General features: G+C 50.9%; 23 protein-coding genes. 8 read left to right on the top strand and 15 right to left on the bottom strand.

Going from position 1 to position 26,540, the window contains the following annotated elements:
* Window positions 1-18 precede the first annotated feature (18 nt).
* Window positions 19-1,518 carry a tRNA uracil 4-sulfurtransferase ThiI gene (thiI, locus tag CWE21_RS08840; RefSeq protein WP_126834070.1) on the bottom strand — a complete coding sequence of 500 codons (1,500 nt, stop codon included), beginning with the start codon at window positions 1,516-1,518 and terminating at the stop codon, window positions 19-21.
* 104 nt (window positions 1,519-1,622) lie between these two features.
* Here thiI and xseB point away from each other — a divergent pair, with 104 nt between their 5' ends.
* The 3 genes from xseB to dxs are packed head-to-tail and all read left to right on the top strand — an operon-like array spanning window position 1,623 to window position 4,646.
* On the top strand, window positions 1,623-1,868 hold the full coding sequence (xseB, locus tag CWE21_RS08835; RefSeq protein WP_126834069.1) for an exodeoxyribonuclease VII small subunit: 246 nt from the start codon (window positions 1,623-1,625) through the stop codon (window positions 1,866-1,868).
* On the top strand, window positions 1,868-2,755 hold the full coding sequence (locus CWE21_RS08830) for a polyprenyl synthetase family protein (protein ID WP_241970264.1): 888 nt from the start codon (window positions 1,868-1,870) through the stop codon (window positions 2,753-2,755). The genes xseB and CWE21_RS08830 overlap by 1 nt, the downstream gene beginning before the upstream one ends.
* 4 nt (window positions 2,756-2,759) lie before the next feature.
* The gene (gene dxs / locus CWE21_RS08825) at window positions 2,760-4,646 is read left to right on the top strand and encodes a 1-deoxy-D-xylulose-5-phosphate synthase (RefSeq protein WP_126834068.1); all 1,887 of its coding nucleotides are present in this window, start codon (window positions 2,760-2,762) and stop codon (window positions 4,644-4,646) included.
* Here dxs and CWE21_RS08820 read toward each other — a convergent pair.
* From CWE21_RS08820 to yajC, 10 genes are read right to left on the bottom strand one after another with little or no spacing between them, the layout of a single operon-like run.
* A complete protein-coding gene (locus tag CWE21_RS08820) occupies window positions 4,608-5,114 on the bottom strand; it encodes a phosphatidylglycerophosphatase A family protein (protein WP_126834067.1) in 507 nt (168 codons plus the stop codon). The genes dxs and CWE21_RS08820 overlap by 39 nt on opposite strands.
* Window positions 5,098-6,084, bottom strand: coding sequence for a thiamine-phosphate kinase (gene thiL / locus CWE21_RS08815; RefSeq protein ID WP_126834066.1), 987 nt, complete (start codon window positions 6,082-6,084; stop codon window positions 5,098-5,100). Before thiL ends, CWE21_RS08820 begins: the two co-directional genes overlap by 17 nt.
* A gap of 11 nt (window positions 6,085-6,095) precedes the next feature.
* Window positions 6,096-6,515 carry a transcription antitermination factor NusB gene (gene nusB, locus CWE21_RS08810; protein WP_126834065.1) on the bottom strand — a complete coding sequence of 140 codons (420 nt, stop codon included), beginning with the start codon at window positions 6,513-6,515 and terminating at the stop codon, window positions 6,096-6,098.
* Window positions 6,516-6,526: 11 nt separating this feature from the next.
* Window positions 6,527-6,991 carry a 6,7-dimethyl-8-ribityllumazine synthase gene (gene ribH, locus CWE21_RS08805; RefSeq protein ID WP_126834064.1) on the bottom strand — a complete coding sequence of 155 codons (465 nt, stop codon included), beginning with the start codon at window positions 6,989-6,991 and terminating at the stop codon, window positions 6,527-6,529.
* A 50-nt stretch (window positions 6,992-7,041) separates the two neighbouring features.
* Window positions 7,042-7,635: a lysophospholipid acyltransferase family protein gene (locus tag CWE21_RS08800; protein ID WP_241970263.1), complete on the bottom strand. Its 594-nt coding sequence runs from the start codon at window positions 7,633-7,635 to the stop codon at window positions 7,042-7,044.
* Window positions 7,636-7,642: 7 nt separating this feature from the next.
* Complete coding sequence (locus tag CWE21_RS08795; RefSeq protein WP_126834063.1) at window positions 7,643-8,503, bottom strand: DUF3014 domain-containing protein; 861 nt, start codon at window positions 8,501-8,503, stop codon at window positions 7,643-7,645.
* Between the two features lie 31 nt (window positions 8,504-8,534).
* A complete protein-coding gene (gene yaaA / locus CWE21_RS08790) occupies window positions 8,535-9,317 on the bottom strand; it encodes a peroxide stress protein YaaA (RefSeq protein ID WP_417680777.1) in 783 nt (260 codons plus the stop codon).
* Window positions 9,318-9,344: 27 nt separating this feature from the next.
* Complete coding sequence (secF, locus tag CWE21_RS08785; RefSeq protein WP_126834062.1) at window positions 9,345-10,292, bottom strand: protein translocase subunit SecF; 948 nt, start codon at window positions 10,290-10,292, stop codon at window positions 9,345-9,347.
* 8 nt (window positions 10,293-10,300) lie between these two features.
* Window positions 10,301-12,148 carry a protein translocase subunit SecD gene (gene secD, locus CWE21_RS08780; RefSeq protein WP_126834061.1) on the bottom strand — a complete coding sequence of 616 codons (1,848 nt, stop codon included), beginning with the start codon at window positions 12,146-12,148 and terminating at the stop codon, window positions 10,301-10,303.
* 18 nt (window positions 12,149-12,166) lie between these two features.
* The gene (yajC, locus tag CWE21_RS08775; protein ID WP_126755136.1) at window positions 12,167-12,502 is read right to left on the bottom strand and encodes a preprotein translocase subunit YajC; all 336 of its coding nucleotides are present in this window, start codon (window positions 12,500-12,502) and stop codon (window positions 12,167-12,169) included.
* 215 nt (window positions 12,503-12,717) lie between these two features.
* Between yajC and CWE21_RS08770 the strand changes: the two genes are divergently transcribed.
* Together CWE21_RS08770 and CWE21_RS08765 are read left to right on the top strand one after the other, a co-directional pair.
* On the top strand, window positions 12,718-13,335 hold the full coding sequence (locus tag CWE21_RS08770) for a trimeric intracellular cation channel family protein (RefSeq protein ID WP_126834060.1): 618 nt from the start codon (window positions 12,718-12,720) through the stop codon (window positions 13,333-13,335).
* Between the two features lie 2 nt (window positions 13,336-13,337).
* Window positions 13,338-16,715: a PAS domain-containing hybrid sensor histidine kinase/response regulator gene (locus tag CWE21_RS08765; protein ID WP_126834059.1), complete on the top strand. Its 3,378-nt coding sequence runs from the start codon at window positions 13,338-13,340 to the stop codon at window positions 16,713-16,715.
* A 9-nt stretch (window positions 16,716-16,724) separates the two neighbouring features.
* Here the strand turns inward: CWE21_RS08765 and CWE21_RS08760 are convergent, their stop codons facing one another.
* Both CWE21_RS08760 and CWE21_RS08755 read right to left on the bottom strand, forming a co-directional pair.
* Window positions 16,725-17,411 (bottom strand): response regulator, encoded by a 687-nt coding sequence (locus tag CWE21_RS08760; RefSeq protein WP_420821127.1) that lies wholly within the window; start codon window positions 17,409-17,411, stop codon window positions 16,725-16,727.
* Window positions 17,412-17,492: 81 nt separating this feature from the next.
* The gene (locus tag CWE21_RS08755; protein WP_126834058.1) at window positions 17,493-19,754 is read right to left on the bottom strand and encodes a TonB-dependent receptor; all 2,262 of its coding nucleotides are present in this window, start codon (window positions 19,752-19,754) and stop codon (window positions 17,493-17,495) included.
* A 189-nt stretch (window positions 19,755-19,943) separates the two neighbouring features.
* Here CWE21_RS08755 and CWE21_RS08750 point away from each other — a divergent pair, with 189 nt between their 5' ends.
* The 3 genes from CWE21_RS08750 to CWE21_RS08740 are packed head-to-tail and all read left to right on the top strand — an operon-like array spanning window position 19,944 to window position 24,159.
* Window positions 19,944-21,239: a GntP family permease gene (locus CWE21_RS08750; protein WP_126834057.1), complete on the top strand. Its 1,296-nt coding sequence runs from the start codon at window positions 19,944-19,946 to the stop codon at window positions 21,237-21,239.
* Window positions 21,240-21,270: 31 nt separating this feature from the next.
* Window positions 21,271-22,950 carry a long-chain fatty acid--CoA ligase gene (locus tag CWE21_RS08745; RefSeq protein ID WP_241970262.1) on the top strand — a complete coding sequence of 560 codons (1,680 nt, stop codon included), beginning with the start codon at window positions 21,271-21,273 and terminating at the stop codon, window positions 22,948-22,950.
* Window positions 22,951-22,962: 12 nt separating this feature from the next.
* Complete coding sequence (locus tag CWE21_RS08740; protein WP_420821129.1) at window positions 22,963-24,159, top strand: E22 family MetX-like putative esterase; 1,197 nt, start codon at window positions 22,963-22,965, stop codon at window positions 24,157-24,159.
* Between the two features lie 32 nt (window positions 24,160-24,191).
* On the opposite strand, the gene CWE21_RS08735 is transcribed toward CWE21_RS08740, so the two are convergent.
* Window positions 24,192-25,967, bottom strand: a complete 1,776-nt coding sequence (locus CWE21_RS08735) for a TIGR03545 family protein (protein WP_157982749.1) — start codon at window positions 25,965-25,967, stop codon at window positions 24,192-24,194.
* Window positions 25,968-25,972: 5 nt separating this feature from the next.
* Window positions 25,973-26,479 carry a TIGR03546 family protein gene (locus CWE21_RS08730; RefSeq protein WP_126834055.1) on the bottom strand — a complete coding sequence of 169 codons (507 nt, stop codon included), beginning with the start codon at window positions 26,477-26,479 and terminating at the stop codon, window positions 25,973-25,975.
* Window positions 26,480-26,540: the final 61 nt, after the last annotated feature.

Here is a 26,540-nt window from a genome sequence, read left to right as displayed (position 1 = left end):
GCCCTTGTGCTTACTACATCAACCTTTGCGTTTCGGTTGATAGACACCGACATTGGCGTAGCCTTGTTCGTGCAAGTACAACGCCTGCAATTTACTCATCACACCTTTTTCGCAGTACAGTAGATAGTGCTTCGCCTGATCTAGTTCCGCAAATGCCGTAGCTAATTTAAAAAACGGCACATGTTTTACTGCGACACCTAAATGCTGCGCATCAAGCGGTTTCGCTTCTTGCTCATCGGCACTGCGAATATCGATGATGATTTCATCCGCTTGAACTGCATCTACGCTGTCGACCACTTGCGCTTCTGCAGCCGTCTGTTCACCGATATGGCGAACTTCTTCGACATTCGCTGCCCGCACTACTTTATAGAGCAACTCTGGATCAAGTTTAGCTTCTGCTTCTAAGACCGCTTCACGCTGTGCTTTTACATTCGGTTTTACCGAGATCACACCGCAGTATTCAGGCATGCTCCGCGCAATATCTGCGGTACCTATTTGTTCTGCAATATTGATAATTTCTTGTTTATCCATAGTAATCAACGGCCGCAATACGAGACTTTCGATGGCTTCATCGATCACCGCAAGGTTACTCAGCGTCTGGCTCGATACTTGGCCTAAGGCTTCACCGGTCACCAATGCGCTCGCATTAATACGGCGAGCGACAATTTGCGCGGTCCGCAGCATTTGTCGCTTGAGCACGACGCCCATCAAGCCGTTATCAACGTGCTCGAGAATTTCTTCCACCACTGGCGCGAAGTCAATACTGATAAACTTCAACGGATGTGAGCTAGCGTAGCTTTCCCACAAATAGTAGGCGGTTTGTCGGACCCCAGTTTCGTGGCGATCGCCGCCGAGATTAAAAAAGCAGAAGTGCGTGCGGGCACCGCGCCGCAACAGCTGAAAACTCGCGACACTTGAATCGAAGCCACCGGACAATAAGCTCACGACAGTTTCTTGCGTTGGTAATGGGAAGCCACCCAACCCCGCCTGCTTGTCGCCAAACACGCGGACTAAGTCGTTGTCGACTTCGATACGTAACTCAACATCAGGCTTACGCAAATCGACCCGCGTATCGCTCACATTTTGCAACACACCACCACCGATATAACGTTCGAGATCGAGCGAGCTAAAACCATGTTTACCCTTACGCTTTACGCGTACGGCAAAGCTTCGCCGCGTTAAGCGCGGCGCCCACGTTGCCAATACCTGTTGCAGAATCGGTGTGAAATCAGCGCTCTCACAATCGTTTAACGGCAACTCATGGGACTGACTAAACCAGGCAATACCAGGAATACGTTGCAGTTCATCGCCTATTTGTTCGGCTACCAGCGCATCGTTGCTGTCGACATTGACCTCAATACGATCCCAACACCAGAGTACTTTTACTTGCGCTGCAGGGGGTAATTCAACCCGTTGCAAAATCTTTTTCAGGTTATTTACCAAGACCTTGCCGTAGCGTTTGCGAACGCCTTTGCTCTTGATGGTGATTTCGGCGTGTAAGCGAATAACAAATTTCATGAACGAACAACTTATCGGATGCTAAAAACGCGCTAGTATAACCGATTTGACGGTCCATCGGAATCAGGGTAACTTGTGCGCGAACCCTTTAATCAGGTAGCACCATGAGTGATGTCACGTTAGAGCAGGCGATTGCCGAATTAGAAAAAATTGTCGTTCAACTGGAACAAGGCGACTTACCCTTAGAGAAAGCCCTTGAAGAGTTCGAAAAAGCGGTGCGTTTGTCACGCGTAAGCCAAGAAAAGCTTCAACAGGCCGAGCAGAAAGTGAGTCAGCTCTTGCAAAAACAAAACGGTGAGCAATTGGCACCTTTTGCGACCGATAACGATGACCAAGGAGCAGCTTCGTAGTGACCCTCCAAGCTTTAACTGCACCGCAACGAGACACCATTAATCGCGTTTTAGAAGAACAACTGCAGCAGTTCGCCTCGCCTGCAGTCCGCCTGCAGGACGCCATGCGCTATGCCTTGGTGTTAGGTGGCAAACGTGTACGGCCGTTTCTTACCTATGCGGTCGGCAGCATTTGTGGTGCGCCATCGAAAGCTTTAAACCACGCAGCGGCTGCAGTTGAGTGTATCCACGCCTATTCACTGATTCATGACGACTTACCCGCGATGGATGACGATGACCTGCGGCGCGGACAGCCCACCTGTCATCGAGCCTTTGATGAAGCGACCGCCATTTTGGCTGGGGATGCCTTGCAAACCCTAGCGTTTGAATTGCTAAGTGATGAGCAGCTTGAGTTGCCTGCGGCACGGCAGTTACAAATGCTCCAAGTATTAAGTCGCGCCAGTGGCGGTCGTGGCATGTGTGGTGGCCAAGCGCTGGACCTTGCGGCAACCGGGAAACAACTTACCGAAGCTCAGTTGTCGCAGGTACATCAACTCAAAACCGGCGCCCTCATACAAGCTGCTGTGCAACTCGGCGTGCTGGCAGGTCATGACGAAGCGCAACTTTATTTTGATGATTTCAGCGAGTTTGCCGGCTGGTTAGGCCTGGCCTTTCAGGTCCAAGATGATATTTTAGATGTCACCAGCTCGACCGAAACCCTTGGGAAGACCAATGGCAAAGACGAAGCGGCCAACAAAAGTACATACGTACAACTGCTCGGTCTTGAGCAGGCGCAAGTAAAGCTCGCGCAATTACACCAGAAAGCGCTTCAAGCACTGCAAAGAATCCCCTACAATACACAGCTACTAGAAAATTTTGCAGAACAGTTGTTAAATCGGGATCACTAAACGCATGTCATCTACTTCTCACGCCGCACACGGTTCGTATCCGCTGCTTGATAATATCGATTCACCGGCAGACTTACGTACGCTAACTGAACGCCAGCTACCGCAGCTGTGTGCTGAGGTGCGTGAGTTTTTATTGAATTCTGTCAGCCAGAGTAGCGGTCACCTTGCTTCAGGTCTTGGTACCGTCGAACTGACCGTCGCCCTGCACTATGTTTATGCGACCCCGTACGATCAATTGGTATGGGACGTAGGCCACCAAGCCTACCCCCACAAAATACTCACCGGCCGTAAAGAGCAGCTGCATACCATTCGACAAAAAGATGGTCTGCATCCGTTTCCTTGGCGTCCAGAAAGTGAATACGACACGCTGAGCGTGGGCCACTCGAGCACGTCGATCAGTGCTGCGCTTGGCATGGCCATTGCCGCTGAACGCGAGCGCACCGAACAAAAAATAGCGGCTATCATCGGTGATGGTGCGATGACTGCTGGTATGGCCTTCGAAGCCCTTAACCATGCGGGCGACATTAAGCCCAACATGCTGGTTATCCTGAACGACAATGACATGTCGATTTCAGAAAATGTGGGTGCGTTAAATAACCACCTCGCGCGCGTACTTTCCGGAAGTTTCTATAACTCTGTACGCGAAGGTAGCAAAAAGCTTCTGCAGGGCATGCCTGGCATCCAACATCTGGCCAGCCGTGCCGAAGAACACATGAAAGGTATGGTTGCCCCTGGGACGATTTTTGAAGAACTCGGCTTCAACTATATCGGACCTATTGACGGTCATGACGTGAACCTATTGGTTTCAACCTTGCGCAATATGCGTAACTTGAAGGGACCGCAGTTCCTGCACATCGTGACGCGCAAGGGTAAAGGTTACGAGCCAGCCGAGAAAGATCCAATTGGTTACCACGGGGTGCCCAAATTTGATCCTGCGACTACCTCGTTGCCGAGTAAAAAGCCTACTCACCCGTCGTACTCAAAAGTGTTCGGCGACTGGCTCTGTGAAATGGCGGCGAGCGACCCGAAATTAATGGCGGTAACGCCAGCGATGCGCGAAGGTTCGGGAATGGTGCGCTTTTCGCAAGAGTTCCCGCAACAGTACTTCGATGTCGCAATTGCTGAACAACACGCCGTTACCTTTGGCGCAGGTTTAGCCATTGGAGGCTATCACCCTGTGGTAGCGATTTATTCAACCTTCTTGCAACGCGGCTACGATCAACTTATCCATGATGTTGCCCTGCAAAACCTACCGGTGTTATTCGCTATCGATCGCGCGGGTGTTGTTGGCGCCGATGGCCCCACGCACCAAGGTGCATTTGATCTCAGTTACTTGCGCTGCATTCCAAATCTCGTGATCATGGCGCCAAGCGACGAAAACGAATGTCGTAATATGCTTTATACCGGTCACCTGTTGCAACAGCCTGCCGCTGTCCGTTATCCACGCGGCAATGGTATCGGTTGTGCAATTGATACCGAAATGCAGCAACTCGAGGTTGGTAAAGGGCGTGTGGTGCGCAAGAGCGAAGCAGGTAAGATTGCTATCTTAAGTTTTGGTACGGCTTTGCATGACGTCTTACCGTGCGCTGAACAATTGGATGCAACTGTTGCTGATATGCGTTTTGTGAAGCCACTCGACGAAGCACTTATTAACGAGCTTGCTGCGTCGCACGAACTCCTAGTGACAGTGGAAGACAATGTGGTTGCTGGTGGTGCGGGTAGCGCCGTTGGAGAGTATTTGCATGCGCAAGGTAGCAATACCCAGCTGTTGCAGTTAGGTTTACCTGATAGCTTTATCAAACATGGTGGACAAGACGAGATCCGCGCTGAGTTAGAGCTCGATGCCGAAGGCCTAGAAAAACGTATTCGCGAGCGCATGGCCCGCATGTAGAATGGCGGCGCTGGCAAGACCTGCCAGCAAGTCATCGAGCATGATGCCCATGCCACCATGGAGTTTTCTATCACACCATCCGATCGGTCCCGGTTTGCGGATATCCAGCCAGCGGAACAGCACAAACGCAGCCACTAAATTAAACCATGTAGCTGGTAGAAAACTTAACGCCAACAGGTAACCGGCAATTTCATCCCAGACAATAGCTGGATGGTCATGCACGCCTAAGTGTTCTGCCGTGCGCTGGCACAGCACAATTCCCACTAGACCCGCAACGAACGCAATAACGAAATAAAGCCAACTCGGTAAGCCTTGCATCAGCAACACCAACGGCACCGCCGCAAGTGTGCCGAAAGTACCTGGTGCTTTCGGGGCCAGTCCGCTACCAAAACCAAGCGAAAGAAAGTGGATCGGGTGCAGTAATGTTTTAACTGTCACTTTCGGCAGTTTGTTAGCGGAAGTGTTCATAGCCACCGACACTCTCAGTATCTGCTTCAGGACCCTGCCATGGCTCACCGTCACGTTCCAAGCGCAACTTGCCCGGCTCACTGGTCACCCGGCCAATGCAAGTAGGTTTGGCTGGGTGACGCGCCATCAGCGTGTCAAAAACACCACGACGGCTCTCTGGTACGGTAAAACAAAGTTCGTAATCATCGCCGCTGCTCAGGGCGAACTGAATAGCTAAATCTGCGGTGACGGACTCCGTAAGTGCCATGCTTAATGGGATTTCATCAACATCAAGACGCGCACCTACATTCGAGGCTTTAAGAATATGACCAAGGTCAGCTTGCAAGCCATCGGAAATATCAATGGCACTGGAGGCAACATCTCGCAGATTTTGGCCCAGCGCAACCCGTGGCGAAGGAAAGTACAAACGCTCGAGTACGCGTCGATAGTGACTATCAGAAACCTTACAGCGCTGCTGCTGACAAGCCAACGCCAGGCCCGCATCACCGAGGGTACCACTGACATAAATCCAGTCACCAGGTTTGGCGCCATCACGGCGCAATGCGTGCCCCTTCGGCAGCAAGCCATGCGCCGTTAAAGTCACACTGAGCGGTCCGCGTGTGGTATCCCCCCCTACCAGCTGACAGTCATAGTAATCACAAATTTCACGTAAGCCGTGGCTAAAACTTGTGAGCCATTCATGATCGACTTCAGGTAGGGTGATGGCGAGCGATAGCCAAGCGGGTTCGGCGCCCATTGCCGCTAGGTCACTGAGGTTGACCGCTGCTATTTTGTGGCCAATCGCGCGCGCCGGGGTTTGCTCATCGAAATGCACGCCCGACACCATGGTGTCGGTAACGACGACCAGTTGGTTCTCTTCAGGAACGTTAAGGATGGCACCGTCATCACCCACACCTAATTCCACATCAGCGCGGTTAGGCCAGCGCTGTGTGAAATAGGTTGAAATGAGGTCAAACTCGCCAAATGCCATAATGGCAAAGCTTACTTGCGGGTAGGACGAAGGCTGTCGATGGCTTTATCGAGCACGCCGTTGACAAAACGGTGGCTTTCATCGGCGCCAAACGACTTCGCTAGTTCAATTGCTTCGTTGATAGCGACTTTATAAGGCACATCGAGGCGCTCGCGCAGCTCGAAGGCGGCAAGACGTAACACAGCACGTTCGACTTGATCGAGTTCCGCTAACGGCCGGTCAAGAAAAGGTGACAGCGCTTCATCAAGGGTTTTCACTTGTCCGGCAACGCCGCGCACCAGTGCTAAAAAGTAATCGACATCAATCTTACTGGTATCATTGTCAGTGAGGAACTGCGCTTCGATATCGCTCATGCTGTTCTCACTCAACTGCCATGAATAAATGGCCTGAACCGCTAATTTACGCGCCTTCCGGCGTGCAGCAGGTTTCATTTTCAATCCTCTTAAAGCTGTTCTAGCACATTAACCATTTCAAGCGCACTCAAAGCTGCTTCTGCACCTTTGTTACCGGCTTTTGTGCCGCTACGCTCAATGGCTTGTTCAATGGTGTCCGTGGTGATGACACCGTTTGCGACTGGAACGTTGTATTCGTGCATCACGCGACTCAAACCGCTATTACACTCACCGGCGACAAAGTCGAAATGAGGCGTACCGCCGCGAATGACAGCGCCAATCGCAATTACGGCATCATAATTACCGCTCGCCGCAAGTTTCTTAGCTGCCAACGGGAGTTCATAAGCACCAGGTACTTTCACTACCGTAATCGCATCATCGCTCACTTGCCCATAGTGCTTCAATGTTTGCACAGCACCGTCAAGGAGACTGTCGACAACAAAGTGATTAAAACGGGAAACCACCAGAGCAAACTTTTTGCCAGGTGCTGCGATACCAGCTTCAATAACGTTCATGGTTCTATCCTTTTAAAGAAATCGGCGGGATAATAGCACAAAATTTGCTATCAGGCATGTTGCGGATTTTTTCCTACTGCGTGGGCAATTGCTTGCTTGACTCGTGCTAGCTCAGCGTCGATTTCGCCGGTAATCATCATTGGCGGGCGAATATCAATCACTTTACGCGAGAAGTCCATTCCGACAGGTATCACGGGCACTTGCGTTGCTTTGGCGATATGAATAAAGCCTTTTTTCCATTCAGTCACTTTCTTTCGCGTACCCTCTGGTGCCAGCGCCAGTATGAGCTCATGTCGTTGCTTAAACTCCTCGACCATTTGCCCGACGACGCCCTGTGCAGAGCGCCGATCCACCGGAATGCCGCCTAGCCATCGCAAGATACCGTTGACCGGAAAACGAAAAATAGTATGTTTGCCGAGGTAAGAAAGCTTGAGCCCAAGCGCGAGCATGACAAAGACGCCGACAAAAAAGTCCCAATTAGAGGTATGCGGGGCCACTGGAATGATCGCTTGTCGCGTGTTCGGTAACTTACCTTCAATGCGCCAGCCACCCAGCAGGCGCATCCCGACACGACCTACCCAACGGCTAAAGCGGTTGCCACGCGTCGGCAAGGGGGCACGCAAATGCTCTGGGATGTGGCGCATAAGCGACTTACTGTGCTGGCTCTAATGCACTGCGTAGACTTTCAAGCTTAAGTTTCACGCGACGCATATTATCTGGGCCAAGGCGCAACATTTGCTTTTGCGCATCGGGTAAGGCTTCAAGTGCTGGATCAGCGTAACGATACATGACGGACTCATCGGTCAGCTCAATCACGGTACCTACTGAAGGCGTTTGCATGAGCATATCAATCGCTTCAATGAGCACTGTTTGCGGCGCAGCATCAGGGTAACCAATTTCCGCTAAGGCTTCTTTCACCAACGGCTGATAATCCTCAAGCATGTCGACTAACACCGCGGTATCTAAGCTAACAAACCAATCAACAACAGTGTTGTAGCGGTCATAAGAGCGTGGGTCGATGTAAATTTTGCCGTCTTGCTCCAAAACACGAAACTGGGCCTTCGGACCTTGCACAGGAGCGGCTTCCTTCACTACCACACCATTTCCCAAGTTATCGACAAAAACCACTGCGTCACGGATCAGTTGTTCGCTTTGCAGTGGTTCTACCGTCTGCTCTTGTTCACGTAAACGCGTCACAATTTCGTCGGTGCTTTGATTCAGTGGCGGTAACTCCACAGCAGGCTCTGCTGGTTCAGCAACCGGCTCTTCGGCAACCTCAGTCGGTTCACCAAGCTCAACGGTTTCGGCGGGTTCTGCCACCATTTCAGGCTCTGGCTCAGGTTCCGCTTCTTGTACCACAACGGGTTGTTCGATAGGCGCAGGCTTTTGCTGGGTGTCCTGCGACAGGTACCATAGAATGACGATAGCAAGGGCTATAACGACCAATAACGCTGCGATGAGTTTGCCTTTCCCGGCACTCGATGGTTGGTCATTAAAGTCTCTATCACTCATGGTCCGCTCCTCAGGGTTTATTCATCAATATCTATTGATCGCGCTCGGCGCGTTGAAATACCAACTCAGTATCACTCGACTGTTCCGCGTTAAACCGATAGCCATTCGCATTGAATTGCTTTAAACCCGCAACGTCTGTGACTTGCTCTTTCATGATGTAGCGAGCCATCGCGCCACGCGCTTTTTTCGCCCAGAAGCTGATGACTTTGTATTGGCCATTTTTCTCGTCCTTAAATACTGGCGTAATTACCTTGGCATTTAAGTTTTTCGGCTCGACACTCGAAAAGTATTCGTTCGAGGCGAGGTTTACCAATACATCACTACCGACGGCCTTGAGGTCTTCATTCAACATGTCAGTAATGACATTGCCCCAGAACTCATAAAGGTTCTTACCACGGGCGGTGTCGAGTTTCGTCCCCATCTCCAATCGATAGGCTTGCATCAAATCGAGAGGCCGTAATACTCCATATAGACCCGATAGAATGCGTAAATGTTCCTGAGCAAAGGCAATTGTTTCGGCAGACATTTTTTCGGCTTGTAAACCAGCATAGACATCGCCATCAAAAGCGAACACTGCTGGACGCGCATTATCGGGGGAAAACGGCTGATGCCATTCGGCGAACCGCGCCGCATTCAGACCCGCAAGCTTGTCGCTAATTTTCATTAGCGACGAAAGATCCTGTGGGCTGAGCGACTGACAACGATCAACGAGCTCTTGCGCGTATTCAAGCAAGCGTGGCTGGCTGTAGTCATCCGTCGGCAACGGGCTTTCATAGTCCAAATTTTTCGCGGGTGATAATACCACTAGCATCATCCGTTCTCCTTTTGTCCGGTTTACCGATTAAGGCATCGGCTCGAGGTCTTCGCCTTCTTTCTCAACTTCAGGTGGCATCAGATCTTCGCGGCTGACGCCCAAAGCGAGCGCGAGTGAGCTGGCGATGTAAATCGATGAATAGGTACCGATAAATACACCAAACAGTAACGCCGTGGCAAAACCGTGAATCAAGGCGCCGCCAAGGAAGAACAAGGCTAATAGTACCAATACCGTGGTCAATGAGGTGATCACCGTACGGCTCATGGTGTCGGTCAGCGCTCCATCGATAATTTCTTCTGACTCACCTTTACGGAATTTACGGAAGTTTTCCCGAATTCGATCGCACACCACCACGGTATCGTTAATCGAGTAACCAATAACCGCAAGCAAAGCTGCGAGAACGGTTAGGTCAAACTCAAGTCCGAGCACCGAGAACAAGCCTAGCGTCAGGATAACGTCGTGCGCCAAGGCACCCACTGCACCAAGCGCGAGGCGCCATTCAAAGCGGAAGGCAATGTAGGCCAAGATACAGATCAGTGCGGTTAGCATTGCCAAACCACCCTGCTCCGTCAGCTGCTCACCAACGTTTGGTCCAACAAATTCAATACGACGCATGGCAACTTCGTCGGTCGAGGCCGCACGCAAAATGCTCAGCACATTTTCACCAACTTCTTGCGCTTTCACGCCTTCTTGCGGCTCAATCCGAATCAGCACGTCTTGCTGGGTGCCGAAGTTCTGTACCACTGCCCCCTCGAAGCCATTAGCGTCAAGTGTCGAGCGAATGTCACTTAAGTTGGCTTCTTGTGAGTAGCCGACTTCAATCACGGTACCACCCGTGAAGTCGAGGCCCCAGTTCAATTGGTTTACAGCTAAAGAAACGATTGAAGCGACTAGCAATAGGCCACTGAAAATCCATGCGCCAATGCGGAAGCGCATGAATGGAATCGTTTTATGAGTTTTGATTATCTCGTGCATGTGGCCTCCTAAACCGACAACTTATCAATGCGTTTGCCACCCCAGATGGCATTGACAACAGCACGCGTTCCAACGATAGCTGTAAACATTGAGGTCACGATACCGATCATTAAGGTCACCGCGAAGCCTTTGATAGGCCCTGTACCGATGGCGAACAAAATGATGGCAGCAATAAGGGTCGTTACGTTGGCATCCGCAATGGTAGATAGCGCACTATCGTAACCGTGATGGATGGCCTGTTGCGGACTACGTTTCGCTTTGATCTCTTCACGTATGCGCTCGAAAATCAGCACGTTGGCGTCGACCGCCATACCAACGGTTAGAACGATACCGGCCATACCAGGCAAGGTTAAGGTCGCCCCAGGAATCATCGACATAACGCCAATGATCAACACTAAGTTCGACGCCAATGCTAAGTTGGCAACCATGCCGAACTTGCGGTAGTACATCACCATGAAGATCAACACCAAAACAAAGCCCCAAACAATCGCTTGGGTACCCATGTCAATGTTTTCTTGACCAAGGCTTGGTCCAACCGTACGTTCTTCAACGATTTGAATCGGCGCAATCAAAGCACCCGCGCGTAGCAATAGCGCAAGATTTTGCGCTTCTTGCACTGAGCTAATGCCGGTAATACTGAAGACACTACCCAAACGCGACTGAATGGTGGCAACGTTAATGACTTCCTCTTTACGCTCGAAGATAATATTACCTTCAGCGTCACGTTCGCCGGTGGCTTTAAATTCGATAAACAGGGTTGCCATTGGATTACCCACATTGTCGCGCGTTGCCAACGACATTTTGTCGCCGCCCGCGCCATCAAGGGTGATATTCACCGATGGACGTTGGTTCTCATCGAACGCCGAGTTAGCTTTGACGATATGGTCACCGGTCAAGATAACGTCTTCTTCGAGCAATACGTTACCGCCGTTACGATTTGGAAACAGCTCTGAACCAAAAGGTACACGGCCCATTTCGGCATCACGCACACTGTTTTCGGTATCGACTAAGCGGAATTCCAGCGTTGCCGTAGCACCGAGGATCTCTTTGGCTCGCGCCGTGTCCTGCACGCCAGGCAACTGTACGACGATACGGTCTGCACCTTGACGTTGCACTAACGGTTCAGCAACACCGAGTTCGTTGACACGATTACGTAGAATCGTGACGTTTTGTGAAATCGCATAATCTTGGGTTTCGGCGATTTGTGCTTCGGTCATACGCAGCGTGATTTCTTGTGCGTCTTCATCTTCCAGCACAATGTAACCTTCATATGCACCGTCGAGGTAACTTGCCGCAGCAGCGTAATCCTCTGCAGTACGTAAACGCACGGTAAGGTCGTCGCCGTTGCGTTCAACGCTGGTGTAACGGATCCGCTCTTCTCGCAAGTCTGCACGAATGGTGTCACGCATTTGCCCTAAGATTTTGCGCATCGCCTCATTCATGTCCACTTCCATCAGAAAGTGCACACCACCACGCAAATCAAGCCCCAGTTTCATCGGTGAAGCGCCGAAGGCTTCTAACCATTCAGGGGTTGCTGGGGCAAGGTTTAGAGCGACCACGTAATCGCTACCTAGCGCTTGCAAAATTGCCTCACGAGCACGCAACTGTTCACTGTCAGAATTCAGACGGACTAAGATTTGTCCTTCTTCCATTACCACCGATTTAGGGGCGATGTTGAGCTCTTCTAGTGTCTCTTCGACGGTCCCTAAAACTTGGGTATCGACTGTTGTGGTGCGCGTCGCAGATACCTGCACTGCAAAATCTTCACCATAAAGGTTCGGTAAGGCATACAGTGCGGCCACCGCCAAAATGACGATGACCATCAGGTTTTTCCAGAGCGGAAACTTGTTTAACACGTTACATCCTTATCTCTATTACAGAGATTTCATGGTTCCTTTTGGCAGAACCGCTGTTACCGCCGATTTTTGCACGGTTACTTCAACGCCTTCAGCCAGCGCGATAACCATGAAGTCTTTGTCTTCGCTGATTTTGGTGATACGACCGACCATACCACCGTTCATCAATACTTCGTCGCCTTTGCTTACGCTCGCAATCAATTCTTTATGTTGTTTTACGCGTTTCGCTTGCGGACGGTAAATCATGAAGTAGAAGATCAAACCGAACATAACCAGCATGAAGATCAGCTCCATACCACCACCTTGTTGGGCTGCGCCGTCTTGTGCGTATGCGGTACCGATTAAAAAGTCCATAATTTCCTCATTCGTATCGAGTTAGATTGAATCACTTTGAAATGGGGTTCTTCGCATGGCAAACAACCCTTCATTGCAACTTTTTATAAAAATTGTCAGGCATTCTAACGAATTTATCGTGTAATGGGGAGTCATCTTCGCAAGTCACCGCTAGGCATCTGTAACAATCCATGCCAAACTGAGTTTTTTATTGGGCAAAACAGTCGATTGTCGCGATGGAACTCTTTTTTTATTGGTTTGATCATTTGGGTGTTGCAGTGTTCGCCATCTCAGGCACATTGCTAGCGTTCCGCAAAAACATGGATGGCTTTGGCGTCATCGTGCTCGCCTCGGTAACGGCCATCGGCGGCGGTACCTTGCGTGATTTGATCCTCGACCTGCCGGTCTTCTGGGCCTACGACCCGACCTACCTCTACACCATCATTGTTGCGGCGCTTGGCACGATTGTTTGGTTGCGCTTTCGCGATTACATTCACCAAAAGACGTTGCTTACCGCCGATGCCTTTGGTCTAGCGTTCTTTACCGTAATGGGAGCGCAGAAAGCACATATGGCTGAGTTCCCAGCAATAATTTGTGTAGTGATGGGCACCATGACTGCCTGTTTCGGCGGTATGCTACGTGATGTTCTGGCCCGTGACATCCCGATGGTCCTCAAAGGCGAGTTGTACGCGACGACCTGCCTCGTAGGTGCCAGTGTTTATGTACTCATCGCCGATTTCAGTCCGCTTCTGGCGTTGCTCGTGGGCGGTGTGGTTACTTTGCTAATGCGGCTCGGAGCGATTCGCTGGCAGTGGCATTTGCCAGTTTTCCAAGAACACGGTGAATCACGTTAGTCATGTTACCGACGTCGCTTGCTGTTGTCCTCGCCATTCTCTATATAGCATTACTTTACAGTATTGCCTATCGTGGTGAGCGCAAGACGCCGAACGAAATAAAGCCCTACCGCTATGCGCTCGCCCAAGGTATTCACTGTACCACTTGGGCGTTTTACGGCACCGTCACTCAGTCCGCATACTACGGTTGGTCGATGGCTCCCACCTACCTCGGTGCTATCGCGGTCTTTCTATTTGCCCATCGCGTACAAATGCGTTTGTTGCACGTCTGTAAGCAAAAAAACCTAACGTCCATTGCTGACGTCATTAGTCATCGTTACGGTAAGTCATCTAGCTTGGCAATCGTTGTCGCCCTATTGGCGCTGCTTGGGATTGTGCCCTATATAGCGCTGCAGTTGCGTGCCGTAACGGGGAGTTTTGCGACGGTCACCGGCCTTGTCGATCAGCCGTTGCCTTGGTTTGGCGATGTCGCCGCATTAGTTGCGTTAGCAATGATGGGCTTTGCCATTCTATTCGGTACCCGTCGCTTGAGCCTTGCGGAGCAACACTCAGGCCTGATGGATGCTGTAGCCTTTGAGTCAGTCGTCAAGCTCGGTGCTTTTATGCTGGTTGGGGCATTCGTTAGCTACACCATGTTTGATGGTGTCGGCGATCTCTTCACACAGGCCGCGCAACAAGCCGAAATTGCAGAGGTCATGCAAGGCCAACCTAACGGCGCCTTTATTTATGTTACCCATGTTTTATTGGGGGCTATTTCGATGTTTTGTTTGCCGCGCCAATTTCACGTCAGCTACATCGAAAATACCGATCCAGAGGAGTTACGTACCGCACGCTGGGCATTCCCGCTTTATCTATTTGCCATCAACTTATTTATTTTGCCAATCGCCCTGGCAGGCTTGTTACTGGTACCACAGGCGGCGACGCAAGACACCTTTATGCTGCAATTACTGCTGCTAGCCGACCAACCGACTATTACCGCGGTCGCCTTTATCGGCGGGCTTGCCTCAGCCACGAGCATGGTCATCATCGCGACCCTTGCACTCAGTATCATGATGTCAAATGACGTGATTATGCCGATGTGGTTAAAGCTTACCCAGCGCAAATTGCGCAAACTGACCTTTACCCCCAATCGTATATTGACGATTCGCCGAACCACAATTGCGACCATCATCATACTGGCCTTTGGCTTCCATAAACTGACCGAAGCGAATTTACCGCTGGTGAATGCCGGCTTATTATCGCTCGCCCTGCTTGCCCAACTGGCACCAGCCTTGCTCGGTGGCTTGGTATGGCGTCGTGGCAGTTATTATGGCGTGGTGAGCGGATTGGTCGCCGGCACTGCGTTATGGGCTTGGTTACTCTTCTGGCCATCACTGGCTACGTCTCACAATTTACTCGACGTGGAACTCGCCTCAGGGGTACTAGTGAGTTTAGCCTGTAACCTTGGCCTTTATCTTTCAGTCTCGTGGTTCACAACGCTGCGCACCCCACCGAGCGAACAGCGCGACTGGACCAATCCGACCCTTTATCACCAAGAACTTTATCAACACCAACCTATTAACTGGGGCCGTCTCCGTCAGGTGCTCGCACGCTTTTTCGATTCGGTTGAAATCGAGCGCCTACAACAGCGTGCGCAGCTTAATCTCACCAGCGCTGATAGCGACGAATGGGTGCCCACGCCAATACTTGCGCGAGTCGAACGTGAACTTGCTGCAGTCATTGGTAGCGCCGCCAGCCGCATATTGCTTGAGGCCGTGGCACAACAACCGGCCATGCCCATAGCGCAAGTGGTCAACTGGGCAACTCAAGCGTCGCAGCTCTACAAGTTTAACCGCGAACTGCTCCAAGCCTCGGTCGAGAATATTCCGCAAGGGATCAGCGTTGTCGATCAGGATTTGCGGCTAGTCGCTTGGAATCAACGCTACGAAGAAATCTTCAACTACCCCGAGGGCTTCTTAACCGCCGGCATGCCGGTCGCTGAGCTACTGCGGTATAACGCTGACCGCGGACTCCTTGGTAGTGGGCAGGCTGCGGACCTAGAACTCGAAATCGACAAGCGCCTGAATTACCTACGCTCGGGTAGTGCCTATCGCTATCAGCGCCAACAAGGCTCGCTGCATATTGAATTGCAAGGTGCGCCCATGCCAGGTGGCGGTTTCGTTACCACCTATACCGACATCACAGAACTTGTTGCCGCCCAACAGCAGCTCGAAGAAATTAACCGTGAGCTGGAGCAGCGCGTTGCCGATCGCACCCAGCAGTTGCTGCTAGCCAAGCAAGCCGAGGAAAAAGCACACGAGAGTAAAACGCGCTTCTTTGCTGCGGTCAGTCACGACCTCATGCAACCCTTTAACGCCGCCACGCTGTTTTGCGACATGTTACGTCAGCGCTTGGATGGCGAGCACGGCGCGTTGGCACGGCAGATCCAGCAATCACTGCAAAATGCCGAAGAGCTGTTGACCATGCTCTTGGATATGACACGACTCGAAGCCGGCAACCTGCCGGTGAATAAACAACGCCTTAATCTGCATGAGGTGGTGGCGCCGGTTATCGACGCACAGCGCGTGATTGCGGCAGAAAAAGGTCTCACCATCAGCTATGTGCCTTGCCAAGCGGAGGTTTATACGGACCGCAAACTACTCAGCCGTATGCTACAAAACCTGCTTTCGAATGCTGTGCGCTACACCCAGCAGGGCAAGATAGTGGTTGGTTGCCGGCGACATGAACAAAATGTGCGACTGCATGTCATCGATAGCGGCGAGGGCATTCCACCGAATCAGCTCAAAGCTATTTTCCGAGAGTTTCATCAAGTTTCGCCCCAAGGTGACAATCCAGGTATTGGGCTAGGTTTGGCTATCGTGGAAAGGTTGGGGCAATTGTTGGAAATACCGTTACAAGTGCGCTCTACCGTCGGCCAAGGCACCGATTTCTCAATGCAACTGCCAGTGGAGCGTTGGCGCAGTGTCAGTCTGCGTTCTGAAGCACCTGCGCTGCCCAATGATGAGCGTTTTTTACACGGCAACGACTTCTGGCTTATCGATAACGATAGCCGTATGTTAGCGGCGGTCCAACAGCTGCTCGAAAGCTGGGGGGCCCGCGTCACCAGTGCAACCAGTGCAACAGCGCTCGCGGCAGTCAGCAATGGTCAACAGCCAGACCTCCTTATCATCGATTACCACCTCGACAACAACGTGACTGGCATCGAAGTGCTGCACGAATTGCGCCAGCAACCCGGCCTCCATGACTTAGCTGCCATTGTCATTTCAGCTGATCCTGATGAAGTGTTACGTGAACAGGCAATTGCGGCACAAGCGGGATTCATGCCTAAGCCTCTTAAACCAGCAGCATTACGTCGACTCCTGAAACGTTACCTAAAGTAAGTCGCAGGCTTATTCTTGGTGTTGATCCGGCACGCTGAGCATTTGCTTAAACACAATACCTGCTTGCGTACGATTGGTGACTTCTAGTTTACGTAGAATGGCCGAAACATGCTGTTTAATCGTGGTTTCTTGCACATTAAGCTCATAGGCGATTTGTTTGTTCAACAAGCCATCCGCCAAACACTCCAATACACGGTATTGTTGTGGCGTCAAAAGCTCTAAACGCTGCGCAAAATCAACCTCGGGCGCACTTTCATCATTGGCAATAGCATCTCGCAGGTGCGCTGGCAGCCAAGTATCACCCGCTAAAACATGGTGAATGGCAGCCTGTAACTCTGCTAAGGGCATGGATTTGGGGATATAAGCACTGGCGCCAAAAGCCATTGCTTGACGGATCACCGGAAGTTGCTCATTCGCCGAAACCACCACTACCAAAATGTCGGGATAGCGACTACGCAGCGAGGTGATGGCCGAAAGCCCTTTGTTACCCGGCATCGACAAGTCGAGTAGCACCAACTCGAGTTGCGGTTGCTGCTGAAGAACTTCAAGCAATTGCGGGAAGCTCGCGGCCTCGGCAATATCGGTTGAAAGTGTTTCGCCAAGTGCCTGCTTTAACGCCGCGCGAAATAAAGGATGATCATCAGCAATAACAGCTCGAGCCATAGTTGTATCGGATTGGTGAAGACTGATGACCATGCTAGCGTGTCCAGAGAGAAAAGTCAGTGGTTACCTACTCGCAATTCCCTGTGAGTAAGTAACCACTTGTAACAGAGGGGTTTAGAACTTATACCCCACTGACAGGGAGACAGTACGTGGGTCACCGTAGTAACCAACGATGGCGTCATCACCGAAGGTCGGGCCAAAGTTATAGCCACCTACGCGATACTCCTCATCGGTCAGGTTTTTACCGTGCAAGCCCACACTCCATTGACCACTATTTGAGTACCACACCACGCTGGTATTGAGCAGACCATAGCTATCTTGGTCCAGCGGCGATGCTGCTTCAAACATTTGTACGTCATCGCGGTAAGCATAGTTACCCGACCATACGATTTGCCCACTTTCGAGGTCAAAGGTCTGGTTAAAACCGATGTTGTAGGTCAGTTCAGGTGTGTTTTGGAACGACCATGCGTCAGTCACATCCGTTGTTTCGCCGGTAGCCGGTTCAGTGTAAACCACCGCATCGAATTCAGCATCGATGTAACCTAACATTGCCGTAAAGTTAAGACTATCGGTCGCAGCAAAGACGGTTTCAACTTCAAAACCTTTCACCGTTGACTCACCCGCATTCAAGACTTGCGATGAGATACCTGCTTCAACTACACGCTGCACAGTGACTTGCATATCGGTGTAATCCGAGAAGAACACCGCACTGTTCAAGCGCATGCGGCCATCTAGCAACTCTGACTTCAAACCAAATTCGAAGGTATCCACGATTTCTGGATCATACGGCTCATCAATGGTTGGGTTGAGCGACTTGTCAGCCCGCATATCCACACCGCCCGACTTAAAGCCGTTACTGTAGCTTGCATAAAGCATTACGTCGTCAGTCGCTTGGAAGTTGACCGCAACGTGCGGCGAGAAACGGCTCCAATCACCACCACTCGTGAATTCAGAGTTCACCGCGAATGGGTCACCATAAGCTGCTCGTACTTGTGCCGGATCGTAAGGCGTACCAACACTTCCATCATTGATGTAGTGCACACCTAGGTAGGTGTAACGGAAGACATCTGCTTCTTTTTCGTCTTTGGTATAACGACCACCGAGCGTAAGGCTCCAATCGTCGTTCATTTGGTAGGTACCTTGGCCGTAGAATGCAAGGCTATCAGTATCTACACAACCGCCGTTATCCACGGTAACCCCACCTAATGCAGCAAGGTACATTGGCAATACGGTACCGAATACACCACAAGCTTCACCGTCGTAGAAATAGACACCGCCAACGAAATCAAAGTCACGGTTGTTGGTATAGCTTAACTGGAATTCTTGGGTGAATTGCTCATCTTCATAAATTGCTGGAACCATGAAGATCGGCTCACCTGTCGAGTTAAAGTCGATATTGGTGTTGGTATAACCCTCACGACTCGCGGTTACCGACTTGAAGCCCCAATTAGCGTTCACATCCCAATTATAGATAAGTGACCAGCCTTCGGTTTCAACCAAGTTATCAACCGGCATTGCAGTATTCGAGTTATAAACGTCGTCATAAGGTTCTTGACCCGTTACGGCGCTAGTTTGTAGGCGATAGGCACCCTTCGCATTCGAGTCATCTTCGGTTTTGTCATAAGAAAACTTCAGATCCATATCGCTATTGATCAGCCACTTGGCTGAAATACGATAGGTGAGTAGATCTTTATTGTAGTTATCTTCACCGGTGTTAACGTATTCACCGAAGCCGTCACGTTGCAGAGAAGCCACCGCTGCGCCAACATAAAGATTGTCGCTGATGGCAGTTTGTCCCGAAATTTTGATATCGCGCTGGTTGTAGCTACCTACAGTGCCTTGAATCGACAGCTCATCGTAACCGGTCAACTCTTTAGTCACGTATTTTAACGCGCCACCGATGGTGTTCTTACCGTAAAGAGTTCCCTGCGGGCCACGTAAAACCTCAATACGCTCAAGATCGAAGACTTCCAATACCGCACCCTGTGGCCGCGCCATGTAAACGTCATCGATGTAGACACCTACGCCAGGTTCGAAGCCCCACAAAGGATCTTGTTGGCCAACACCGCGAATGTAGGCAGTCAGGGTTGAGTTGGTACCACGACTGACCTGAATAGTAGCATTCGGAATACGTTGTTGGAGCTCTGTGATGTCCTCAACACCAACGTCTGTAAGATCGCCAGCACTGAATGAAGACACCGAAACCGGAACCTCTTGCAGACTTTCTGTTTTACGGCGTGCGGTTACTTCAATACGCTCAAGCGCTTTCGCTTCATTTTCTTCGCTTTGCGCTTCTTGTTGCGCGTACGCAGGCATGCTGACCACTGACGCGACGGCTAAAGCCAGCAAGGAATGTCGAAACTTGGGTTGACTCATGATGTCATTCTCCCGGTAACTGTTATTGTTGTACTGTTATCGTTACGTGCTGTCGTAGCACATTTTTTTTATGGCAGGCTTACCCTAGCGCAAAGAATCGAGTTTGTATTCTGTACGTTAGTACTATGTAAATTCTACCGCGTCTCACGCATGATGTTGCTGTCAAAAATAATAACAACGAGGTAATGCATGTTAAGCATGATTGGATTAGTCGGCGGTCTGGTACTTTTAATAGTCCTTACCTTGCGCGGCATGAACCTGTTTATCAGTGCGCCATTGTGCGCCGTTATCGTCGCCCTCACCAGTGGAGTGCCACTGTTTCAAGGCGACATTAACTTTGTCAGTGCCTACATGGACGGCTTTGCTAGCTTTGTTGCCGCTTGGTTTTTCATGTTCTTACTTGGTTCGCTGTTCGGTAAGTTTATGGAAGATACCGGCGCCGCAGATAGCGTTGCCCATTGGATTATTGGCAAGCTTGGTAAAAGCCAGGCAGTCCTTGCCGTAGTTTTAGCCTGTGCAATTTTGACCTATGGTGGCGTGAGCGTTTTTGTCGTAGCTTTCTCGGTTTACCCCATGGCTCTGGCATTGTTCAAAGATGCCGACCTACCGCGACGCTTCATTCCAGCTGCATTAGCCTTTGGCTCGGTCACCTTTACTATGACTTCGGCCGGTTCACCAGAAATTCAGAACTGGATCCCGATTCAGTACCTCGGTACTTCACCTTACGCCGCTTGGGAAGTTTCTTTAGTGGTCGCCGTCATTATGTTCGTGTTGGGCTACTGGTGGCTGTCGAAAATGATCAAAGCTGCAGTTTCTCGTGGCGAGAGCTTTCAACAACGCGAGGGTGACCCAAAGCTCGTTGAACGGAAATTACCCTCACCGTTTAGCGGCTTAGTACCGTTGATTGTCGTGCTCACCCTGAGCTTTTTATTTCATGAAGACCTCAAGCAAAATGCTTTGATTATTGCCTTAAGTGGCGGTGTTCTTGCCATCGCAATCATCAACTTTCGCTACTTCCAGAATATGTCACGGGCGATTGGTGAAGCTTCTACCGGCGCACTTATTGCCATCGGTAATACCTCAGCTGTGGTTGGCTTTGGCAGCATTGCGAAAGTCACACCAGCCTTTGCCGATGCGGTGACCTTTATGACCAGCCTTCCAGGTAACGAACTAGTCGGTGCTGCGGTTGCAGTTAGCGTTATCGCTGGCTTAACTGGTTCCGCATCGGGCGGTCAGGCCATCGCGCTACCGGAAATTGGACCTCATTATATGGAGCAAGGGGTCAACGCCGATCAGTTGCACCGTATCGTGGCTATCTCATCGGGTGCATTAGACTCGTTGCCACACAACGGCTACGTGGTGACCACAATTCGGGCAATCTGTGGTGAGACCCATCAGGCAGCCTATTGGCCCGTGGCGGCCGTTACTGTCGTAGTGCCGTTTATTGGCTTGAGCATTGCTATTGCCTTGTTCAACTTCTTCTAATTTCACCTGTTTTAAGCGAAGGCCGTAACATATGTTTGAAACAACACCGCAATCCGCTCCAGTGATGGCTGCAGCAATGCAGCCAAGCCAATTGCTCATTATAGATTTACTCCGTCATGGCGTGCGCCGGCACCCACAGCAAGAAATCGTCAGTCGCCGCATCGAAGGCGATATTCATCGCTATACCTATGCTGATTGCTATGCCCGCACCAGCCAATTAGCTCACACCCTGGCCAAGCTCAACATTCAGCCTGGTGACCGTGTTGCCACCTTGGCTTGGAATACCTACCGCCACCTCGAACTCTATTACGCCGTAAGTGGCATAGGTGCGGTTCTACATACCGTCAATCCACGCCTGTTGGCAGAGCAAATTGCCTGGATCATGGCCGATGCCGATGCCCAGTGGCTATTTGTTGACGCCTGTTTTGCTGAACTTGCCGCAGAAGTGGTTGCGCAGCTTCCTAAGCTAAAAGGTATTGTGGTTTTAGCTGATACCAAGAATCAACCTGCGTTCAGTGATGTTAAGCAACCCCTTTATGCCTATGAACAACTGTTGCTCGAACAAGCCACAGATTACACTTGGCCTGCCTTGCATGAGGATACCGCAGCATTGCTCTGTTACACCTCAGGCACTACCGGTCATCCGAAGGGCGTACTCAGTTCCCACCGCGCCATGGTGCTACATGCCCAAGCAACCGCCAGTGCCGAGTTACTCGATTTACGTGCGAACACCGTACTAATGCCAATGGTCGCGATGTACCACGCAGGCGCATGGGGCGCACCTTATGCCGCGCCGTTGGCGGGTAGCAAACTGGTATTACCGGGCAGCGGTATGAGCGGCGCCGACATGCATGAGCTGATAACGCAAGAACACGTCACCGTGGGCCTCGGCGTACCGACGATTTGGTTAACCCTGCATAACTATTTACATGAAAAGGCTGCTGCGGTGCCCTCACTCGAACGAGTTTGCGTCGGCGGCGCAGCATCACCGTTAGGTTTGGTCAAAACGTTCGATGAAAGCTACGACGTTTACTGGCAGCCGATTTGGGGGATGACCGAAACCGGTCCACTGGCATGCTCAGCACCACCTGAACCGAGTCTGATGGCGTTGCCAAAAGAGCAGCGCTACCGTATCCAAACCACCGCAGGACGCGCCTGTTTCGGTGTCGAGATGGAGATTGTCAATGCCGATGGCGTTGCCCAGCCCCACGATGGCGAGACCAGTGGTGAGCTGCGGGTACGCGGCCCGTGGATAGCGAGCAGCTATTTTCAGCGCGACGACCCTGATACCTTTGCTGATGGCTGGCTCGCCACTGGCGATATTGCCGTCATTGATGCGCATGGCTACATGAAAGTCGTCGACCGTAAAAAAGACGTGATCAAGAGTGGTGGCGAATGGATAAGCTCGTTGGATATTGAAAATATCTGTAGCCAACACCCTGCAGTGAACGAAAGCTGCGTGATTGGCGTGAAGCATCCAAAGTGGGACGAACGACCGTTATTGTTAGTCGTTGCCAACAAAGGCAAGAAACTCGACAAAGCGATGCTTTACGATTTTCTACAAGGCAAGATTGCCAAATGGTGGATGCCCGATGACATTCTCATCGTCGACGACCTGCCCCATACCGGCACCGGCAAACTGGTCAAGAACGAGCTGCGCAAGCAGTATGCCAACTATCTTATTGAAGCGCAGGACGCGAACGAGGAGTAGCCAATGCAAACTATGATGCAACGTGTATTTACCAGCATTTTTATGATCTCGGCAGTATTTTTTAGTGCTAGCTGTGCCGCACAAGAAGCCTCCGAGCCGCTGCTGGTCGAGAAGCAAAGCTTTACCTTTAACAACTACACCACCTTAGGTGGCGAGGTGATTCCAGAAGTAACCGTTGGTTGGGAGAGTTATGGTGAGCTCAATACGGCCAAAGATAATGTCATTCTGATCACGCATTTCTTTTCCGGCAACAGCCATGCCGCTGGAAAATACAGCGCTGACGACGTCTTACCAGGCTACTGGGATAGCATTATTGGTCCGGGCAAAGCCATTGATACGAATAAGTTCTTTGTTATCAGTTCCGATACCTTAGTGAACGCTTTTCCTAACGATCCGAACGTCATCACCACGGGCCCTGCTTCGCTGAATCCAGAAACAGGGAAGCCTTACGGTCTCGACTTTCCAGTCGTAACTATTCGTGACTTTGTGAATGTGCAATATGAGTTGCTGAAGAGTCTAGATATCAATAAGTTACACGCTGTTGTGGGTGCCTCAATGGGCTCACTGCAGGCATTAGAATGGTCCGTTGCCTATCCTGACATGGTCGAGCGCATGGTTTCCGTGATTGGCGCCGGAGCAATGGACGCTTGGACCATTATGGCTTTAGAGCACTGGGCACGACCTATCAAGCATGACCCTAACTTCAACGGTGGCGATTACTATGAGGGCGAGGCGCCACTGACAGGAATCACTAGTACGCTAGCAATGATCACGCAACAAGCCATGCATCCAGTCATCATGAACATGCGTGCGCCACAACCGGAAGTGATGCCTGAAACTGCGCTTGAGAGTGTGCTTAAAAGCACTCCTGTGCTGGATTATTTGTTTGCTAACTCGGCTAACCGCGCGCCTTTAGCCGATGGTAACCACTTACTTTACCTCGTCCGTGCCAACCAGCTGTTTGTTGCTGGGCATGAGGGCGATCTAGCGAGTGGGTTGGCAAAGGTCAAAGCAAAAACATTGTTTTTACCGGCAACCAATGACCTCTTGCTACAACCTTACTTAGCCAAACAGGCGGTTACGATTTTAGAGAAGCAAGGGAAGAATCCTCAGTATGCCGAAATAGAGGGCGTCTGGGGTCACCTCGATGGATTGTTCTCGATTCCGACCAAAGCAGAAGATTTACGAACGTTTTTAGAGAGTGATTAAAAAAGGGGCATTGCGCCCCTTTTTTCTTGATTTTAGTTGCCGCCGAGCAGGCCTTTAAGCTTATCTTTCACTTTATCTTCGAGCTTATCTTGCAGCTTGGCTTCGAGTAAACTTTGCAGACGCTCTTCACGATTTTCTGCATCGGTAAGCAAACCCGATAACTCACTTAAATCATCACCGTACTCACCGACAAAACCCTCTGACTGGGTGGCTAACCGTTGTCGAAGCTCCGTAAGTTCACTGCCGGCAGCGTCCATTGCGGCACTTTTCAGCGCTTGCCCCAACTGACGGTCAAGGTCAGAACTTAATTTGAAATCAGGTGACATTAAGGCGCCTTTGATATCGGCATTTATATCCAATCGGTTCAAGCTTTCCAGCGCTTTTGCGATAACTTGTGCCCATTGATTCTCGGCTTCCGCATCAATGGTCATATTGGCGAGTCGTAAGATGGCGTTACCATCAAATTGGCTATCGCGCAGCACGATATTGCCCTCACTGTCGAGCAACGCCGACAAGATCTTAGCTGCAAACTCACTGCGTTGACTCAAAGCGGTTTCAGCTAAGTTAACGCCCTGCACTTTCCATTGCTGACGCGCATCGAAACCTTCGGCAGTCAGCGCGAGCTCACCATTTAGCTGTAACAGCGACCACAATGCATTATTTTCACCACGGGCACGGAACACCGTCGGCTGGCCAAGTTGTGCATGTTGATGGGTGATGTTTTCCCAGTCCACGTCGAGCACCGTAGGCCCGACTGCAAACTCAGTTCGCGCTTTCTTAATCAAGAAATCCGGCGGCGCATCTGCGCCGGTGAAGGAAAACCAAATGCCCTCGCCGCGTGGCGGTTTGACTGCCGTTTCGTCAGCAGAGCGCTGTAACATCGGCATCAATTGCTCATAAGCGAGGAGCATATAGTCAGCCCAACGGCGCGCCTGCTCACCAAACAGCACCGCGGTGATCTCACTTAGCCCTTGGCTATTGAGCTGCATCAACTCACCGACGCGATCGAGGTCATGCTGCGGCGCCTCTTTAACGTTTTGCATTTGCGTCTTCAGCTCTGCTACCGCAGTGGTCGCCACTTCTTTAAATTCTTCAATGGCGGCCTTGTCGCTGGCGAACTGTTGTTTTAACTTGTCGAACTTCTCTTTGCGCTGCTGCAACTGCGCTGGAGTAGAGATATCTCCTTCAGACAGCTCTTTAACTTGGGCTTCATATTCGGCAAGACGCTCCTTACTCGGTAGCTTGCTGATGAGACCTTCGACACGTTGTTTCTGTGTTTCAAAACTTTGTCTCGCTTCGCTAATCGCGGTTGGCGTGCGCAAATCCACGCGGTCTATGACTTCATCAACCGAAGGCATTGAAAGTTGCAGCTCTTGCATGTTCTCACCGAACCAACTTTGCATCTGCGACTTATCGGGGAGCTGATACACCTCACCGGCGTTATCCCGCTGCGTATGCACACGAATACCGGTGCTAACCACCTCTTCGAAATGGAAGCGTCCGAGCAACAGTTGTTCCCAACTCAATTCGCCCGCAACTTCACCAATAGCCACACGGTTGTACTCTGGCTGTGCCGGGTCGGTCACCTGGACGTCACTCATACGAATCTTCAGCGGCACCCACTGATGCTCGACTTGTGCAATGTTCACTTCTGCGCCATTGAGAGTGCCCAAGGTCCGCTCCAGCGACCACTTCAAAATAGTATCGAGCAACAACCAAGAAAATGCTGCAATCACCCCAACAATAATCAAGAAGGCGACTAATCCCGGCCAACGGAAGGCGCTACGGCGGACGGTATGCTGTTCCATGCTCATTACCCCTTTAAGTTCGCATAAATGGTGTAAAAGCGATTTGCTTTCAACGCCTGCACAATCTTTAACTTATTAAACCAAGCCTGAATACGGCGCCGATACTGACTCACAATCCAGAAACTAACGACCGCCAAAATAGGAGCGAAGGCTAGACTTAAGACGAGACTGCCGAGGGTAATGGTGTGATGAAATTGCACCACTCGCCAAAAGGCCGAGTCGTACATGCTTTGCCATACTGGCTGCCAGCTCTCTGCCGATAAAATCGCAAAGCCGATAGCGTGGAAAACGGGATCAAGGAGATAGGCCAAACCGGAGCAGATGACAAAACTCAAAATAAAGCCAGATAGATTGACTCGGAATAACAATGCTACGAGTAAGATCACTAGATTATGTACACGCCACAACGGCGTAAATCCCATAATCATTCCAAGCACGAAGGCGATAGCAAGCGCCCATGCACCCGACTCAGAATTGAGTGCTTTCAATAGCCTAGCTAATAAAGTTAGCATCCGATAGCTCCCTTAGTTAATGCTGATTTAAAGCATAGCGTAATGGTTTTTATCTGCTACC

The sequence above is a fragment of the Pseudidiomarina aquimaris genome (genome assembly GCF_003987395.1).
In the GTDB taxonomy this organism is placed as follows: Bacteria; Pseudomonadota; Gammaproteobacteria; order Enterobacterales; family Alteromonadaceae; genus Pseudidiomarina; species Pseudidiomarina aquimaris.
The sequence above is the reverse complement of the archived record's forward strand: the minus strand, read 5'-3'. Positions and strand labels throughout refer to the sequence as shown.